Origin of the sequence: Nonomuraea sp. CA-143628 (genome assembly GCF_050942315.1) — a bacterium.
Classification (GTDB): domain Bacteria; phylum Actinomycetota; class Actinomycetes; order Streptosporangiales; family Streptosporangiaceae; genus Nonomuraea.
On sequence record NZ_CP192072.1, the window covers coordinates 6,249,256 to 6,264,866 of the forward strand.

13 protein-coding genes and 1 riboswitch are annotated in these 15,611 nt (G+C 73.0%); of the genes, 5 read left to right on the forward strand and 8 right to left on the reverse strand.

Features of this window, described 5'->3' with window-relative positions:
* Position 1: 1 nt before the first annotated feature.
* The 4 genes from ACQP2T_RS28560 to cobF all read right to left on the reverse strand — a co-directional run bounded on the left by ACQP2T_RS28560 (position 2) and on the right by cobF (position 3,508).
* Positions 2-1,417, reverse strand: a complete 1,416-nt coding sequence (locus ACQP2T_RS28560; RefSeq protein WP_433519128.1) for an alpha/beta hydrolase — start codon at positions 1,415-1,417, stop codon at positions 2-4.
* 176 nt (positions 1,418-1,593) lie between these two features.
* Positions 1,594-1,965 (reverse strand): hypothetical protein, encoded by a 372-nt coding sequence (locus ACQP2T_RS28565; RefSeq protein ID WP_433519129.1) that lies wholly within the window; start codon positions 1,963-1,965, stop codon positions 1,594-1,596.
* A gap of 123 nt (positions 1,966-2,088) precedes the next feature.
* The gene (locus tag ACQP2T_RS28570; protein WP_433519130.1) at positions 2,089-2,733 is read right to left on the reverse strand and encodes a DJ-1/PfpI family protein; all 645 of its coding nucleotides are present in this window, start codon (positions 2,731-2,733) and stop codon (positions 2,089-2,091) included.
* 16 nt (positions 2,734-2,749) lie between these two features.
* Positions 2,750-3,508, reverse strand: a complete 759-nt coding sequence (gene cobF / locus ACQP2T_RS28575) for a precorrin-6A synthase (deacetylating) (RefSeq protein WP_433519131.1) — start codon at positions 3,506-3,508, stop codon at positions 2,750-2,752.
* Between the two features lie 63 nt (positions 3,509-3,571).
* Between cobF and ACQP2T_RS28580 the strand changes: the two genes are divergently transcribed.
* The 4 genes from ACQP2T_RS28580 (at position 3,572) to ACQP2T_RS28595 (ending at position 6,967) form a co-directional block, all read left to right on the forward strand.
* Entirely contained in the window at positions 3,572-3,958 is a 387-nt protein-coding gene (locus tag ACQP2T_RS28580) for a pyridoxamine 5'-phosphate oxidase family protein (RefSeq protein ID WP_433519132.1), read from the forward strand.
* Positions 3,955-5,214: a precorrin-6y C5,15-methyltransferase (decarboxylating) subunit CbiE gene (cbiE, locus tag ACQP2T_RS28585; protein WP_433519133.1), complete on the forward strand. Its 1,260-nt coding sequence runs from the start codon at positions 3,955-3,957 to the stop codon at positions 5,212-5,214. Before ACQP2T_RS28580 ends, cbiE begins: the two co-directional genes overlap by 4 nt.
* Before the next feature lie 66 nt (positions 5,215-5,280).
* The gene (gene cobM / locus ACQP2T_RS28590) at positions 5,281-6,036 is read left to right on the forward strand and encodes a precorrin-4 C(11)-methyltransferase (protein ID WP_433519134.1); all 756 of its coding nucleotides are present in this window, start codon (positions 5,281-5,283) and stop codon (positions 6,034-6,036) included.
* A gap of 94 nt (positions 6,037-6,130) precedes the next feature.
* Positions 6,131-6,967 carry a cobalt-precorrin-6A reductase gene (locus ACQP2T_RS28595; RefSeq protein WP_433519135.1) on the forward strand — a complete coding sequence of 279 codons (837 nt, stop codon included), beginning with the start codon at positions 6,131-6,133 and terminating at the stop codon, positions 6,965-6,967.
* Here ACQP2T_RS28595 and ACQP2T_RS28600 read toward each other — a convergent pair.
* From ACQP2T_RS28600 to cobG, 3 genes are read right to left on the reverse strand one after another with little or no spacing between them, the layout of a single operon-like run.
* Positions 6,958-8,439 (reverse strand): precorrin-2 C(20)-methyltransferase, encoded by a 1,482-nt coding sequence (locus ACQP2T_RS28600; RefSeq protein WP_433519136.1) that lies wholly within the window; start codon positions 8,437-8,439, stop codon positions 6,958-6,960. The genes ACQP2T_RS28595 and ACQP2T_RS28600 overlap by 10 nt on opposite strands.
* 5 nt (positions 8,440-8,444) lie before the next feature.
* Positions 8,445-9,065: a precorrin-8X methylmutase gene (locus tag ACQP2T_RS28605; RefSeq protein ID WP_433519137.1), complete on the reverse strand. Its 621-nt coding sequence runs from the start codon at positions 9,063-9,065 to the stop codon at positions 8,445-8,447.
* A gap of 37 nt (positions 9,066-9,102) precedes the next feature.
* On the reverse strand, positions 9,103-10,407 hold the full coding sequence (cobG, locus tag ACQP2T_RS28610; protein ID WP_433519138.1) for a precorrin-3B synthase: 1,305 nt from the start codon (positions 10,405-10,407) through the stop codon (positions 9,103-9,105).
* Positions 10,408-10,435: 28 nt separating this feature from the next.
* Positions 10,436-10,623: riboswitch (cobalamin riboswitch) on the forward strand.
* Positions 10,624-10,658: 35 nt separating this feature from the next.
* On the opposite strand from cobG, the gene cobN reads away from it, so the two are divergent.
* The gene (gene cobN / locus ACQP2T_RS28615; RefSeq protein WP_433519139.1) at positions 10,659-14,258 is read left to right on the forward strand and encodes a cobaltochelatase subunit CobN; all 3,600 of its coding nucleotides are present in this window, start codon (positions 10,659-10,661) and stop codon (positions 14,256-14,258) included.
* Here the strand turns inward: cobN and ACQP2T_RS28620 are convergent.
* Positions 14,213-15,610, reverse strand: a complete 1,398-nt coding sequence (locus tag ACQP2T_RS28620) for a cobyrinate a,c-diamide synthase (protein WP_433519843.1) — start codon at positions 15,608-15,610, stop codon at positions 14,213-14,215. The genes cobN and ACQP2T_RS28620 overlap by 46 nt on opposite strands.
* Position 15,611: the final 1 nt, after the last annotated feature.

Sequence of the window (15,611 nt, forward strand, 5' to 3'; positions counted from 1 at the left end):
GTCACGATGATGCCGGACCACAGGTCGTGCCCGTGGGCGGGAGCTGCCCGGTGGTCAGGTAGCGGTGCACATGGTCGCGGATGCAGGGGTTGCCGCTCAGGTAGAGCGCGTGGCCGCCCTTGGCCGCCAGGTAGCGGGCGCCGTCAAGTTGTGCCGTGATCCGGCGGGCGTACGCGGGCGGCGCCACGTCGTCGTACAGGCCGCCGGCGATCAGGATCGGCGGCAGGCCGCGAGGCTGTACCGGATGGGGCGGGAAAGGCGTCTTTCGCGGAAGTCCGGTGCAGAAGTTGGCCAGCGGCCACGCGATGGTCCAGCCGATGCGCGGCGCGGCGCGCTTCAGCCGCTTCTCCATGGCCTTGACCTGGCCATATGCGGTCGGGTACGGGAAGTCGGCGCAGGTCGCGATCCTGCTGAAATCCGGATCGGCCACACCGGTGGACGGCTTGGCGAACCGGGTGGCGTCACCCGCGTACGCCTCGGCCAGGGACCTGGCCAGTTCTGGCCACGTCGCATCGAACGTGACGGTCGCGCGGGAGGCGATCAGCGTCGCACTGGCCGTTGCTCCGGCGCCGGGCGCGGGGATCGGCCTCTTGGCGGCGCGGTCCATGACCTCGTCCCACACCTTGAGCACGTCGCGGCCGTGAAGCGCGCAGCTCTGGTCGGCGGCGCACCACTCTGCGAACCGATGGAGGTTGCCTTCCTTGACCTTCGCCTTAGGCAGGAGCCATTCGGCCCACGATCGGTTGGTGTGGTCGATCGGGCTGTCCAGGTACATGCGGCCGACGCGGGAGGGGAACTTCTCGGCGTAGGCCACGCCGAGGACGGTGCCGTAGGAGTTGCCGTAATAGTGGAGTTTCTGCTCGCCCAGCGCCACCCGGACGGCCTCCAGATCGTAGGCCCCTTGACCGGAGTCCAGGTTGCCCGCGAGCTGGCCGGCGGCCTCGGCGCAGCCGAGCCCGAAGCGACGGTTCCGCTCCGTGTACTGGGCGTAGGTGGCGCGGTCGGGGAACACCCACTCCGCGTTCGTAGCCCACGGCGCCGGGCCGGGGCAGCGCACCCCGGTGCTCGCCTCGAACCCGCGCGGGTCGAAGACCACCACGTCGAACCATCGGGTCAGGTCGGCGAAGGTGTCCTTTATCTGACGCATGACCGAGATCTGCTGGGCGGGGCCGCCCATGTTGAGCACGAGCGTCCCCTTCTTGGTGGCCGGGTCCCTGGCGGGCAGCTTGGCGAGCCCCAGCGTGATCTGCGCACCCTTGAGGGCGGCCCAGTCGGCGGGCACGGTGAGCCGGCCGCATTGCAGGCCGCCTCCGCAGTCCTGCCAGGAAAGCTCGGCGCCTGCCGCCGCTGTCGCCGGTGCCGCCGTCACCGTGGAGAGCAGCATCGTGCCGAGCACGGCGAGGATCGTCTTCTTCATGACCCTCAGCCTTGCCGGACGGCCTGCTGCCGGTCGTCCACCTTTCGATAGATCCTCACGGGCGCCCAACGCTCACCCAGTCGCTGAGCCGGCGCTGGTAACGGGGGCGGAGGGCGGGGCGCTCCTGTGGCGTGGATGACTCCTCTGCATAGTTCCACCGGGCGCCCCGCTCGGTGCTACAGGACCGCGCCCGTGCCCTGCCGGCGGCGTTCGCGCGGCTCGGGCGGCTGGGGTGGGGGTTGCTTGCTGAGGCGTTCGAGCTCGATTGCGAGGGGGCCGGCCACGAACGATGACGACGCGGTCCCCACCACGATGCCGAAGATGAGCGCGATGGCGAAGTCGCGCAGCGTGTCACCGCCGAAGACGGCCAGCGCGGTGAGGATGAACAGGGCGCCCAGGCCGGTGTTGACGGTACGCGGTACGGTCTGCAGGATCGCCGCGTTGACGATGCCGGGGAAGCGTGCCTGCCGCGAGGCCTGCCATAGTTCGCGGACGCGGTCGAAAACCACCACCTTGTCGTTGATTGAGTAACCGATGATGGTCAGCATGGCCGGCCTCGTCCTGGTCGAGTACTACTTCGGTGATGGCGGGCAGCGCCCGACACGGAGAGTCTCGCCCGAGCCGCGTAAGCCGACCCCGCCCCTATCCCGTTGCGGTCCTCGTGGGATCAGTCAGCGCAGCGCCGCTTCGACCGTGCGCACCCTGGACATGACGCGCTGGACGATCTCCTGCTTCTCGCCGACAGGCGCCGCGTACTCGATCGCGGCCCGGGCGGCGGCCTCGCCGACCGTGTGGAGGAGCGTCCACGCCGCCAGATAGACAGATGCCAGGCATCCGCCCGCGGTGGCGATCGCGCCCTCCGCGTGGAACGGCGCGTCCAGCACCGTCACTCCGCGCTCTTCGAGCCAAGGCCGTGTGACGGTGTCGGTGCAGGCAGGTCGTCCGGCGAGGAGGCCGAGGTGCGCGAGCACCAGGGCTCCGGAGCACTGCGAGCCGATCAACTGTCGTTCGGGATCAAGGGGGAGACGCGTCAGCAGGGTGTCATCGGCCACGACGTCACGGGTCTTGATGCCGCTGCCGAGAAGTACGGCGTCGGCCTCGGTGATGAAGTCCAACGGCCGCTGACCGGTCACCTCCACGCCGTTCATCGAGGTCACGACGGGCGCTGGTGTCGTGATGTACGCGGTCACGTCCTGACCTTGCACGCGAGCGCGATTGATCAGCCCATACGCGATGAAGCTGTCGAGTTCGTTGAATCCATCAAAGGTGACGACCGCGACCTGCAAGATCACTCCCTGCGCAGCTCTCCACAACAAGCTCAAATGGTACGCCTCAACTGTCCATGCGGGGGAGGCGGCGCAGCAGGTAGGTGTCCATGATCCAGCCCTTGCGGGCCCGGGCCTCGGCGCGAAGCTCGCGGATCCGGTCGCCGACCTCGGCCACCGGGCCGGACACCAGGATCTCGTCGGGGCTGCCCAGATAAGCGCCCCAGTGGATGTGGAAGTCGTCGAGGCCGGCGAAGGAGCAGTGGGCGTCCAGCATGACCACGACGTCGTCGGCGGACGGGCCGTCCTCGGCCAGGCGGCGGCCGGTGGTCAGGTGCACGGGCCGGCCGACCTGGGTGAGGCTGGTGCGGTGGCGGGCGGTGAGCGCGGCCACGCTGCTGACCCCGGGGATCACCTCGTAGTCGAAGGTGACGTTCCCGCGTTGGAGGATCTCCTCGACGATGGTCAGCGTGCTGTCGTACACGCCCGGGTCGCCCCACACCAGGAACGCCCCTGTCTGGCCCTCCTTGAGCTCCTCGCGGATCAGCTCCTCGCAGGCCAGCGCGCGGCGGGAGCGCCAGTCCTCGACGGCGGCGGTGTAGGCGGGGGTGGTGCGGTCGCGCTCGGGGTCGCGGGCCTCGGCGATCCGGTACGGCGGGTGGCCGTGCTGGTCGATCAGGTCCAGCCTGAGGCGTACGAGATCCTGTTTCACCTCGCCCTTGTCGACGATGAAGAACACGTCCGTGGCGGAGATGGCCTTGGCCGCCTGCAGAGTGAGATGGTCGGGATCTCCGGCGCCGATGCCGATGATGAGTAGCCGCTTCACCCGCACGAGTCTGCCAGAGAGCCGGATATACGATATGCCTCCGCAATTCCCTTGAGGAGGCTCGTGAATCTGGTCGAGCAGGGCGCCGCTTTCGCCGCGTTCTGGCAGGAACGGCACCTGTGCACGCTCTCAACGGCGCGTTCGGGCGGGCCGCCGCACGCGGTGCCGGTCGGCGCGACGCTGGATCTGGAGACCGGCGTCGCCCGGGTGATCACCTCCGGCACCTCGTACAAAGCCCGGCTCATCGGGGCGGACGGCGCGCTGGTCGCGCTCAGCCAGGTGGACGGCCGGCGGTGGTCGACGCTGGAAGGGCGGGCCGTGGTGCGTAACGAGCCGGAGCAGGTGGCCGACGCCGAGCGCCGGTACACCGCCCGTTACAAGCCGCCCCGGCCCAACCCGGCGCGGGTGGTCGTGGAGATCCAGGTGACGCGCGTGCTGGGCAACGTGTGATCACCGTCGTCGGCATCGGCGCGGACGGCTGGGACGGCCTGCCGGAGGAGTCGCGACGCGCACTGGGGGCGGCGGAGGTGCTCATGGGCGCCTCCCGCCAACTCGGCCTCGTGCCTCGGTCCGGTGCGGAGCGGGTGGCCTGGCCCTCGCCGCTGCTGCCCGCGCTGCCCGAGCTCATGGAGCGGTACGCCGATCGCCAGGTGTGCGTGCTGGCCAGCGGCGATCCGATGTTCTACGGAATCGGCTCCACCCTGGTGCGGCTGCTCGGCGCGGCCCGGATCAGGGTGCTGCCGCATCTGTCGTCGCTGTCGCTGGCGTGCGCCCGGCTGGGCTGGCCGGTCGAGCAGGTGGACGTGGTCAGCCTGGTGGGCCGACCCCTGGCCGTGCTGAACGCGGCGGTCCTTCCTGGGCGCCGGGTCCTGGTGCTGGGCGCCGGTCGGGACGCTCCGGCTCTGGTGGCGGGGCTGCTGGTCGGGCTCGGGTACGGCGCGAGCCCGATGACGGTCCTGTCGGACCTGGGCGCGGCGTCGGAGTCCGTCCAGACGGGAACGGGCGCGACGTGGGCGGACACCGAGTTGTCCGGGCCGGAACAAGCGCCGTTCGGGCCGGGACAGGCCCGTGACGCGCCCTCGGTGTTGCAGGTGGTCGCGGTCGAGTGCGTCGCCGGACCCGGCGCCGAGCCGTTCGCTCGGGTGCCCGGACTGCCGGACACGGCCTTCGAGCATGACGGGCAGCTCACCAAGCGCGAGGTCCGGGCCGTCAGTCTGTCACGGCTGGCGCCGCTGCCCGGCGAGCTGCTGTGGGACGTGGGCGCGGGCGCGGGCAGCATCGCCGTCGAATGGCTGCGCGCCCACCCGTCGAACGCCGCCGTGGCGGTCGAGAGCAGGGCCGATCGCGTCGCCGCCATCCGCCGCAACGCCGACCGGCTCGGGGTTCCCGCCCTGCGTGTCGTGGAGGGGCGAGCGCCGGCGGCGCTGGAGGGCCTGCCCGCGCCGGACGCGGTGTTCGTCGGCGGCGGCGCCACCGCGCCCGGAATGCTGGAGACCTGCTGGGCGGCGCTGCGGCCCGGCGGCAGGCTCGTGGTGAACGCTGTGACCTTGGAGTCGGAGTCCCTCGTCGCCGGATGGTACGCCCGGCTGGGCGGCGATCTGGTGCGCCTGGCCGTGCAGCGGGCCGCGCCCGTCGGCGGGTTCACCGGCTGGCGGGCCGCGATGCCGGTGACCGTGTGGTCGATCACCAGAAAGGACGTGCCGTGACGGTGCGGTCGATCGTCAGGGAGGACGTGCTGTGACTTTAGGGCCCATGACCAAGGAGGACGTGCCGTGACCGTGTACTTCATCGGGGCGGGTCCCGGTGCCGCCGATCTGATCACGGTGCGCGGGCTGCGGCGGCTGGAATCGTCGCCGGTCTGCCTGTACGCGGGCTCGCTCGTACCCCGCGAACTGCTGGAGTCCTGCCCGGCGGGCGCCAGGCTGGTGGACACCGCGAACCTGACGCTCGACGAGATCGTCGCGGAGCTGGCCGCCGCCCACGCCAAGGGCATGGACGTGGCGCGGCTGCACTCGGGGGACCCGTCGGTGTTCAGCGCGGTGGCCGAGCAGATGCGCAGGCTGGACGCGCTCGGCGTCCCGTACGAGGTGGTGCCGGGCGTTCCGGCGTTCGCGGCGGCGGCGGCCGCGCTGGGCCGGGAGCTGACCGTGCCCGGTGTCGGCCAGACGGTCATCCTGACCCGTACGTCGGCTCGGGCCACGCCGATGCCCGACGGCGAGGACCTGACCACGCTGGGCGCCAGCCGGGCCACGATGGTGCTGCACCTGGCCGTGCAGCGGATCGACGCGGTGGTGGCGGAGCTGCTGCCCTCCTACGGGCCGGACTGCCCGGTCGCGGTGGTGGCGCGGGCGAGCCGGGCCGATGAGGTCGTTCTGCGCGGCGCGCTGAGGGACATCGCCGAGCAGGTCCACGAGGCGGGGATCCGCCGCACCGCGGTGATCGTCGTCGGCCGGGCGCTGTCGGCGACACAGTTTCCCGACAGCCACCTGTACAGCGCGGAGCGGGAGCGATCATGCGACGGGACTTGATCGGACGGGTTCAAGGCGCGAGACGGGACTTGATCGGACCGGTTCAAGGCGCGAGACGGGACCTGATCGCGGCCGGAGCGCGGAGGATCGCGGCATGAGACGGGTTCTGATCCTGGGCGGCACGGCGGAGGCGCGGGCGCTGGCCGCCGAGCTGGCCGACGTCCCGGGCGTGCACGTGGTGTCGTCGCTGGCCGGGCGGGTGACGAACCCGAGGCTGCCGGTCGGTGAGGTGCGCGCGGGCGGATTCGGCGGGCCGGACGGGCTGGCCACGTGGCTGGCCGCCGAACGGATCGACGCCGTGGTGGACGCCACCCACCCGTTCGCGGCGCGGATGACGGCTTCGGCGGCCGAGGCGTCGGCGCGCACGGGCGTGCCGCTCCTCGTCCTGCGCCGACCGGGCTGGCCGCAGGGACCAGACGACACCTGGCAGCGCGTCGACTCCCTGGAGGCCGCCGCCACCCGCCTGGCCGAAGCCGTCACCGCCCGCCTGGCCATCGCCAAGCCGGCCGACCCGACCGATTCAGCCAACCTAGTCGAGCCGACCGAGCCGACCGAGGGCACTGCCCAGCCGACCGGGCCGGTGCGGGTGTTCCTCACTACCGGGCGCCGGAGTCTGCCCGTCTTCACCGGGCTGGCCGGGGTGTGGTTGCTGGCCAGGTCCGTCGATCCGCCCGAACCGCCGGTCCCGCCCCACGTACACGTACTGCTCGCCCGTGGGCCCTACACGGTCGACGGCGAGCTGGCCCTCATCCGCGAGCACCGTCTGGACGTGCTGGTCACCAAGGACAGCGGCGGCCGGCTCACGGCCGCCAAGCTCGTCGCGGCCCGCGAGCTGGGGCTACCGGTGATCATGGTGGACCGGCCGCCGCTGCCGGCGGGTGTCCGCCTGGTGGAGACCGTGAGCGCGGCGGCCCTCTGGGCTCAGGGGTAGCGGCGCGGGGTGTAGACGACGCCGCGAGCGGTGACCCGGGTCGTGGAGGAGCCGACGATCAGCAGGCAGCGCATGTCCACCTGGGCCGGGTCGAGCTCGCCGAGCGTGGTGACGGTGACGTTCTCCTGCGCCCCGCCGACGTCGCGGCCGATCACCACGGGAGTGGCCGCGTCGCGATGCTCCAGCAGCAGGTCACGAGCGGCGGCGAGCTGCCACGTACGGCTGCGCGAGGCCGGGTTGTACAGCGCCAGCACCAGGTCCGCCTTGGCCGCCGCGGTCAGCCGGTCGGCCACCACGTCCCATGGTTTGAGCAGGTCCGACAGCGACAGTACGCAGTAGTCGTGGCCGAGCGGCGCGCCCGCCCTGCCGGCCACCGCCTGCGCGGCCGTCAGTCCGGGCACGATCCGCACCGGCACGTCGGGGAACCCGGCCGCCGCCTCCTCCAGCACCGCGCTGGCCATGGCGAACACCCCGGGATCGCCTGAGGACACCACGGCCACCCGCGCGCCCGCCGCGGCCAGCTCCAGCGCGTGCCTGGCGCGTTCGGCCTCCACCCGGTTGTCGGTGCGGTGGCGGCGCTGGCGCGGGTTGGGCGCCACCCGGTCCACGTACGGGCCGTAGCCGACCAGGTCGGTGGCCGCGGCGAGGGCCTCCTGCGCCTCCGGCGTGAGCCACGGCCGCCCGGCCGGGCCGAGGCCGACGACGGTCACCTCGCCCTGCCCCTCGGTCGAGGAGGGCTCGGGGACGAAGGTGCGCTCGGCCGGGCTGGCGAGCAGGGCAAGCGAGAAGTACGGAACGCCGTCGGCGTCCACGTCCTTGAGCGGCGCGACGCGTTCGGCGCCCATGGTGGCGCGCTCGACGTACCAGGCGTCGTCCAGCCGCCCGGCCTCGGCCAGGGCGTCGCGGACCTTCTCGAACGTCCTGCCCAGCTTCAGCACCGCCGCCGAGTCGGTGCCGCGCAGCCGCTCGGCCAGCACCTCGGCGGGCAGCGTGCCGGGCAGTACGGTCAGCACCTCGTCCCGCTCCACCAGCGGCCGCCCCAGGACGGCGGAGGCGGCGCTGACCGAGGTCACGCCCGGCACCACCTCGGTCGGATAGCGGTGGGCCAGCCGCTTGTGCATGTGCATGTAGGAGCCGTAGAACAGCGGGTCGCCCTCGCTCAGCACGACCACGGTCCGGCCCGCGTCCAGGTGGGCGGCCAGCCGTTCGGCGCAGTCGGCGTAGAAGTCGTCCAGCGCGCCCTGGTAGCCGCCGGGGTGGTCGGTGGTCTCGGTGGTCAGCGGGTACAGCAGCAGCTCCTCGATCTGTCCCTCCCGCAGGTACGGCAGCGCGATCGAGCGGGCGATGCTGCGGCCGTGCCTGGCGGCGTGGTAAGCGATCACGTCCGCCTCGCCGATCAGCCGGGCCGTCTTGACCGTGACCAGCTCAGGGTCTCCCGGGCCCAGTCCGACCCCGTACAGCCGTCCCGTCATCGCCGTCACTCCGTCTCGTTCGCGATGGCGTTGACCGCCGCCGCCGTCATCGCACTGCCGCCGCGGCGTCCGTGCACCACCAGGTATTCCAGGTCGCTGTCGGCCAGGGCCCGCTTGGACTCGGCCGCGCCGATGAAGCCGACCGGCACGCCGAGCACCGCCGCCGGTCTGCCGGCCCCTTCGGCGACCAGTTCGAGCAGCCGGAACAGGGCGGTCGGGGCGTTGCCGATCGCCACCACGGCGCCGTCCAGCCGGTCGCGCCATAGCTCCAGGGCGGCGGCGCTGCGGGTGGTGCCGAGGCGTTCGGCCAGCTCCGGCACGCCTGGCTCGCCCAGGGTGCACACCACGTCGTTGTCGGCGGGCAGCCTGCGCCTGGTGACGCCGGAGGCGACCATCCGCGCGTCGCACAGCACGGGCGCGCCGCGCCGAAGCGCCTCGCGGGCCCGGACGACCACCGAAGGCGACCAGTCCAGGTCGGTGACGAGGTCGGTCATGCCACACGCGTGGATCATCCGCACCGCCACCTGGGCCACATCCGGGGGCATCCCGGTGAGGTCGGCTTCGGCACGGATGGTCGCGAACGAGCGCCGGTAGATCTCGGCGCCGTCGCGCAGGTAGTCGGTCACTGCTGCCTTTCCTCGTATCGGTCGAAGCCGGCCCCCATCACCGCGGCCGTTCCTCGTCTTCATCAGCAGCGGCCACCCGTTCCTCGTAGCCGTCGGCGGTGGCCACCATCTGGGTCACCCGGCCGCGGGGCAGCCCGCAGCGCCGCTCGCAACCGGCCCAGTGCACCGGCGTCGCAGCGGGCGCGTCCAGGGTCGCCACCCACCGCCGTACGTCCTCCTGCACGTCCGCCAGCGATTTGGCGCAGCCGGGACGTCCGGTGCAGGCGCTCACCCCGACCCAGGGAGAGGCCGGATCGGTCACCAGCCCGGCCGCGGACAGCTGCCGCACCGCCCGCTCGGCCGCGGCGGGGGACAGGTCCAGCAGGACGACCGTCCGCCACGGCGTCAGCCGCACCGGAACCGCTCCACCGTCGGCGGCGGTGTCGGCGACAGCGCGTACCTGAGCGGCGGACAGCCGCCCGAGCGGCACCACGGCCTCCAGCGCCACGCGGCCGTCCCGCTGAACGACAGGTCCGGGGCGGTGGGCCGAGCCGGCAGGGGAGTCGTCCGATGCGGTCGTCGCACGGTCATCCGCCACGCCCAAATGGGCGGGACTGTCCGATGAGCCCAGGTGGGCGGCGATCCGGGCAGGACCGTCCGCCAACTCCGCGATCCGCCACGCGCCCCGGTCACGATCGGAAAACCCGCGCTCCCGTTCGTCGAGGAACGCCTCGGCGGCGGCGATCATCTGCTCGACCGCCGCGTCACGGGACACGACAAGCCCGGTGTCCACGCCCGCCAGCAGCAGTGACACCCAGGCATCACCGCCCGTCACCGCGCCGTCGGGCGGTGTCGCCCAGGCGTCACCGTCCGCCGCCGCAGGCACGAGAGCGACATCGGCGGCCAGCTGCCGCGTGTCACCCGTGCCGTCGTCCAGCGCGAACAGGAAGCGCCCCGGCAGCTCGGCCAGCCGGGGAAGCGCGCACAGAGCCAGGTCCAGGGCCTCTACCAGGGGTTGCGTGTCCACCAAACCAGAGGGCCCGCGGCCGCCGAGCGGCGAGGCGACGATGTTGCGTACACGTTCGTGCGCGGCCGAGGGCAGCAGCCCGGCGGCGGCGATCCGTTCGGCGAAAGCGGCCGGTTCGCGCAGACCCCGCACCTGTACGTTCGCCCGCGACGTGAGCTCGACCACCCCGGAGCCCAGCTCCGCCGCGCAGGCCGCCAGCTCGCGGAGCTGCCCGCCGGAGACCGCGCCGCCGGGCAGGCGGACGCGGGCCAGCGGGCCGTCGGCGGCCTCGTGCACCTGGAGCGCTCCCGGACAGGCGTCGGGCCGGACCCGTCCGGAAAAGTCGGCTATGGACACGATGAGGATGGTAACGCCACTTCTGGTGGAGGTTGATCCTGCCGTAGGCTCCTGGGTAGGCGATGGCAAAGGGAGGAAGCCGGTGCGAATCCGGCGCGGTCCCGCCACTGTGACCGGGGAGCGAACCCCACCGCAGGCCACTGCCCGGCAACGGGTGGGAAGGCCGGGGTGAGCGCTGATCCGGGAGCCAGGAGACTCCTGCCGTCGCGACACCCACGACCGGGGCGAGGACCCCGAGGGAGGATCGCGCCGTGCCTGGCGACAGCCGTACCGTCCTGCTGCTCTCCACCTCCGACACCGACCTGCTGAGCGCGCGTGCCTGCGGCGCCCCCTACCGCCTGGGCAATCCCGCCCGGCTCGCCCCCGACGATCTGCCCGGCCTGCTGGAGGGGGCCGACCTGGTCGTCGCACGGCTGCTCGGCGGCCGCCGCGCCTGGCAGGAGGGGCTCGACGCCCTGCTGGCCGGGCCCCGTCCGGTCGTGGTGCTGGGCGGCGAGCAGGCGCCGGACGCCGAGCTGATGGAGTTGTCCACGGTGAGCGGCGGCGTCTGCGCCGACGCGCACGCGTACCTGGCGCACGGCGGGCCCGCCAACCTGACCGAGCTGCACGCCTTCCTGTGCGACACCGTCCTGCTGACCGGGCGCGGGTTCGCGCCGCCGGAGCCCACGCCGTCCTGGGGGCGGCTGGAACGCCAGGTACGGTCACACGAGGGGCCCGTGATCGGAGTGCTCTACTACCGGGCGCACCACATGGCGGGCAACACGGCCTTCGTCGAGACGCTCTGCGCCGCCGTCGAGGAGGCGGGCGGGCAGGCGCTGCCGGTTTTCTGCTCCTCGTTGCGCACCGCCGAACCCGAGCTGCTGGACACCCTGCGGGCCGCCGACGCGCTGGTGGTGACCGTGCTGGCGGCGGGCGGCTCGCGTCCGGCGACGGCGGGCGCGGGCGGGGACGACGAGGCGTGGGACGTGGGCGCGCTGGCCGCGCTCGACGTGCCGATCCTGCAGGGCCTGTGCCTGACCTCGTCCAGGCAGGCGTGGGAGGACAACGACGACGGCCTCTCGCCGCTGGACGCCGCCTCGCAGGTGGCCATCCCCGAGTTCGACGGACGGATCATCACCGTGCCCTTCTCCTTCAAGGAGGTCGATCCGGACGGGCTGACCGTCTATGTCGCCGACCCGGAGCGGGCCGCGCGGGTGGCGGGCATCGCCGTACGCCACGGGCTGCTGCGCCACACCCCGCCCGGCGGGCGGCGGCTGGTGGTGATGCTGTCGGCGTACCCGACCAAGCACTCGCGCGTCGGCAACGCCGTCGGCCTGGACACCCCCGCCAGCACCGTACGGCTGCTGGCCAGGCTCGCCGAAGCGGGCTACGACCTGGGCGAGGGCTTCCCCGGCGTGGCCGAGCAGGACGGCGACGCGCTCATCCACGCGCTCATCGCCGCGGGCGGCCAGGACCAGGACTGGCTGACCGAGGAGCACCTGGCGGGCAATCCGGTACGCATCTCCGCCACCTCCTACGAACGCTGGTACCGCACGCTCCCCGCCGGCCTGCGCACCGGGATCGAGCGGCACTGGGGAGCCCCGCCCGGCGAGCTGTTCGTCCATGACGGCGACATCGTCCTGGCGGCGCTGCGCGCCGGGAACGTGGTGGTCATGGTGCAACCGCCACGCGGCTTCGGCGACAACCCGATCGCCATCTACCACGACCCCGACCTGCCGCCCAGCCACCACTACCTGGCCGCCTACCGCTGGCTGTCGGCCGAGTTCGGCGCGCACGCGATGGTGCACGTGGGCAAGCACGGCAACCTGGAATGGCTGCCGGGCAAGTCGGCGGGCATGTCCGCCTCGTGCGGCACTGACGCGGCCATCGGCGACCTGCCGCTGGTCTACCCGTTCCTGGTGAACGATCCGGGCGAGGGCACCCAGGCCAAGCGGCGGGCGCACGCGGTGCTGGTGGACCACATGGTGCCGCCGATGGCGCGGGCGGAGACGTACGGCGACATCGCCCGGCTGGAACAGCTCCTGGACGAGCACGCCACCATCGCCGCAATGGACCCGGCCAAGCTCCCCGCGATCCGCGCCCAGATCTGGACACTGATCCAGGCCGCCCGGCTCGACCACGACCTCGGGCTGGCCGATCGTCCGCACGACACCGAGTTCGACGACTTCATCCTGCACGTGGACGGCTGGCTGTGCGAGGTGAAGGACGCGCAGATCCGCGACGGCCTCCACGTGCTCGGCCAGGCGCCGGCCGGACCGGTCAGGGTGGACCTGGTGCTGGCCATGCTGCGCGCCAGGCAGATGTGGTCGGGCCGCGAGACCCTGCCCGGCTTACGTGAGGCGCTCGGCCTGGCCGAGGACGGCACGGCGGCGCTGGCCGAGGCGGACCGGGCCGAGGCGACCGCCCGTGCCCTGGTCGAAGCGATGGAGGAGCGAGGCTGGGCACCGGAGGCGGCCGAAGAGGTGGCGCAGGAGGTTGCCCACGCGCTGCCCGCCGATCGGCGCGAGCTCGTCACGCGGGTGCTCGCGTTCGCCGCCACCGAGGTGGTCCCGCGCCTGGCCCGGACGACCGACGAGCTCGACCATGTCCTGCACGCCCTGGACGGCGGCTACGTGCCCGCCGGTCCGAGCGGATCGCCGCTGCGCGGCCTGATCAACGTGCTGCCGACCGGCCGCAACTTCTACTCCGTCGATCCCCGGGCGGTGCCCAGCCGCCTGGCCTGGGAGACCGGCCAGGCGATGGCCGAATCACTGCTGGAGCGCTACCGCGCCGACACCGGCGACTGGCCGCGCTCGGTGGGGCTGTCCGTCTGGGGCACCAGCGCCATGCGTACGGCCGGCGACGACGTGGCCGAGGTGCTGGCCCTGCTCGGCATCCGCCCCGTATGGGATGAGGCGTCGCGCCGGGTCACGGACCTGGAGCCGATCCCGCTCGCCGAGCTGGGCCGGCCGCGCGTCGACGTGACCGTCCGCATCAGCGGCTTCTTCCGCAACGCGTTCCCGCACGTGGTGGCCATGCTGGACGACGCCGTACGGCTGGCCGCCGGGCTGGAGGAGCCGCCCGAGCACAACTACGTACGCGCCCACGTGACCGCGACCGGCGGCGAGGAGCGTCACGCCACGATGCGGATCTTCGGCTCCGCGCCGGGCGCCTACGGGGCCGGGCTGCTGCCGCTGATCGACAGCCGCAACTGGCGCGACGACGCCGACCTGGCCGAGGTGTACGCGGTCTGGGGCGGCTACGCCTACGGCCGCGACCTCGACGGCGTGGCCGCGCGCCCGCAGATGGAGGACGCCTACCGCAGGATCGCCGTGGCCGCCAAGAACGTCGACACGCGCGAGCACGACATCGCCGACTCCGACGACTACTTCCAGTACCACGGCGGCATGATCGCCACCGTCCGCGCGCTCACCGGCCGGGCCCCGGCCGCGTACGTCGGCGACAGCACCCGCCCCGACGCAGTGCGCACCCGCACCCTGTCGGAGGAGACCTCACGGATCTTCCGCGCCAGGGTGGTCAACCCGCGCTGGCTGGCGGCTATGCGGCGGCACGGATACAAGGGCGCCTTCGAGCTGGCCGCGACCGTGGACTACCTGTTCGGCTACGACGCCACGACGGGCGTGGTGGCGGACTGGATGTACGACAAGCTCGCCGAGACGTACGTGCTGGACCCGGAGAACCAGGAGTTCATGGCCAGGTCCAACCCGTGGGCGCTGCACGGCATCGCCGAACGGCTCCTGGAGGCCGCCGAGCGGCGCATGTGGGAGCACCCGGACCCGGAGATCCTGCGCGGTCTGCAGGAGGTCTATCTCAAGACCGAGGGAGACCTGGAGGACGACACGAGCCGGTGAGCGAGGGCCGGCGAGCCCGCCCAGTGAAGGTGCAGGTAGGACGCGGTGACCAGCGGGTCGCCGTGTCCGTCCGTGCCGCCGCCCCGGCTCCGGAACAGCGGCTCGCCGCCGTGCTCGACCGTGGTCCGGTGGAACTCGTGCCCGTGGAAGCGCTCGCCCGCCCTGGTCAGGGGCGAATCCCTCAGGGCCACGGCGTCCCGGTAGCCGAGCGTGAGCCTGCCGGTCATCCGCGCCCGGCCCGGCACCCGCCCGCACATGCGCCGCCCGTCCAGCTCCTCGCACAGGTAGAGCAGTCCCGCGCACTCGGCGGCGATCGGGCCGCCGAAGGCCGCCACCTGCTCACGCAGCGGCTCGTTGGCGGCCAGCTCGGCGGCGTACACCTCGGGGAAGCCGCCGCCGAGCACCACCGCGGCGGTGCCGTCCGGCAGCTTCTCCTCGCGCAACGGGTCGAAGGTCGCCACGTCCGCGCCGGCCGCGCGCAGCAGCTCGACGTGTTCGGCGTACCCGAACGTGAAGGCCGCCCCGCCCGCCACCGCCACGACGACGCTCTCCTCGACGCGTGCGCCCTCTCCGACGCGCGCGTCCTCTTCGGCGTCCGCGCTCTCCTTCGCCGCGTCCCATGCCGGGCCGGCGAGCGCGGACGCCGTCGCCGGGTCCCATGCCGTAGCGCTCAGCGCGGGCGCCGTCCTCGCCAACCGCATCAGGCCGTCCAGGTCGCAGGAGCGCGCCACCAGGGCGCCGAGCCGTTCCACGGCCCGTACCGCCTCGGCTTCACGCTCGGCGGCGGGCACCAGACCCAGATGGCGGGAGGGCGTGGAGACGGCGTCGTCGCGGCGGATCGCGCCGAGCACCGGCACACCCGCCGCGCCCAGAGCGGCCCGGCACAGCTCCTCGTGCCGATCCGAGGCCACCCGGTTGAGCACCACCCCGCCCACCCGTACGCGCGGGTCGAACGTGGCGAACCCATGCACCACGGCCGCCACCGACCGGCTCTGCCGGGCCGCGTCCACGACCAGCACCACCGGCGCGTCCAGCAGCCGGGCGACGTGCGCGGTGGAGGCGAAGTCGCCGTCGCCCTTGCCGTCGAACAGCCCCATCACACCCTCGACCACCGCCACGTCACACCCGGCCGCACCGTGCAGGAACAGCGGCGCCACCCGCTCCTCACCCACCAGCCACGGATCCAGGTTCCGCCCGGGACGCCCGGCGGCCAGCGCGTGATAACCCGGATCGATGTAGTCGGGCCCCACCTTGTGCGGCGAGACCGCCAGCCCACGCGCCCGCAGCGCCGCCATCAGCCCGGTGGCCACGGTCGTCTTGCCGCTGCCCGACGAAGGAGCGGCGATCACCAGC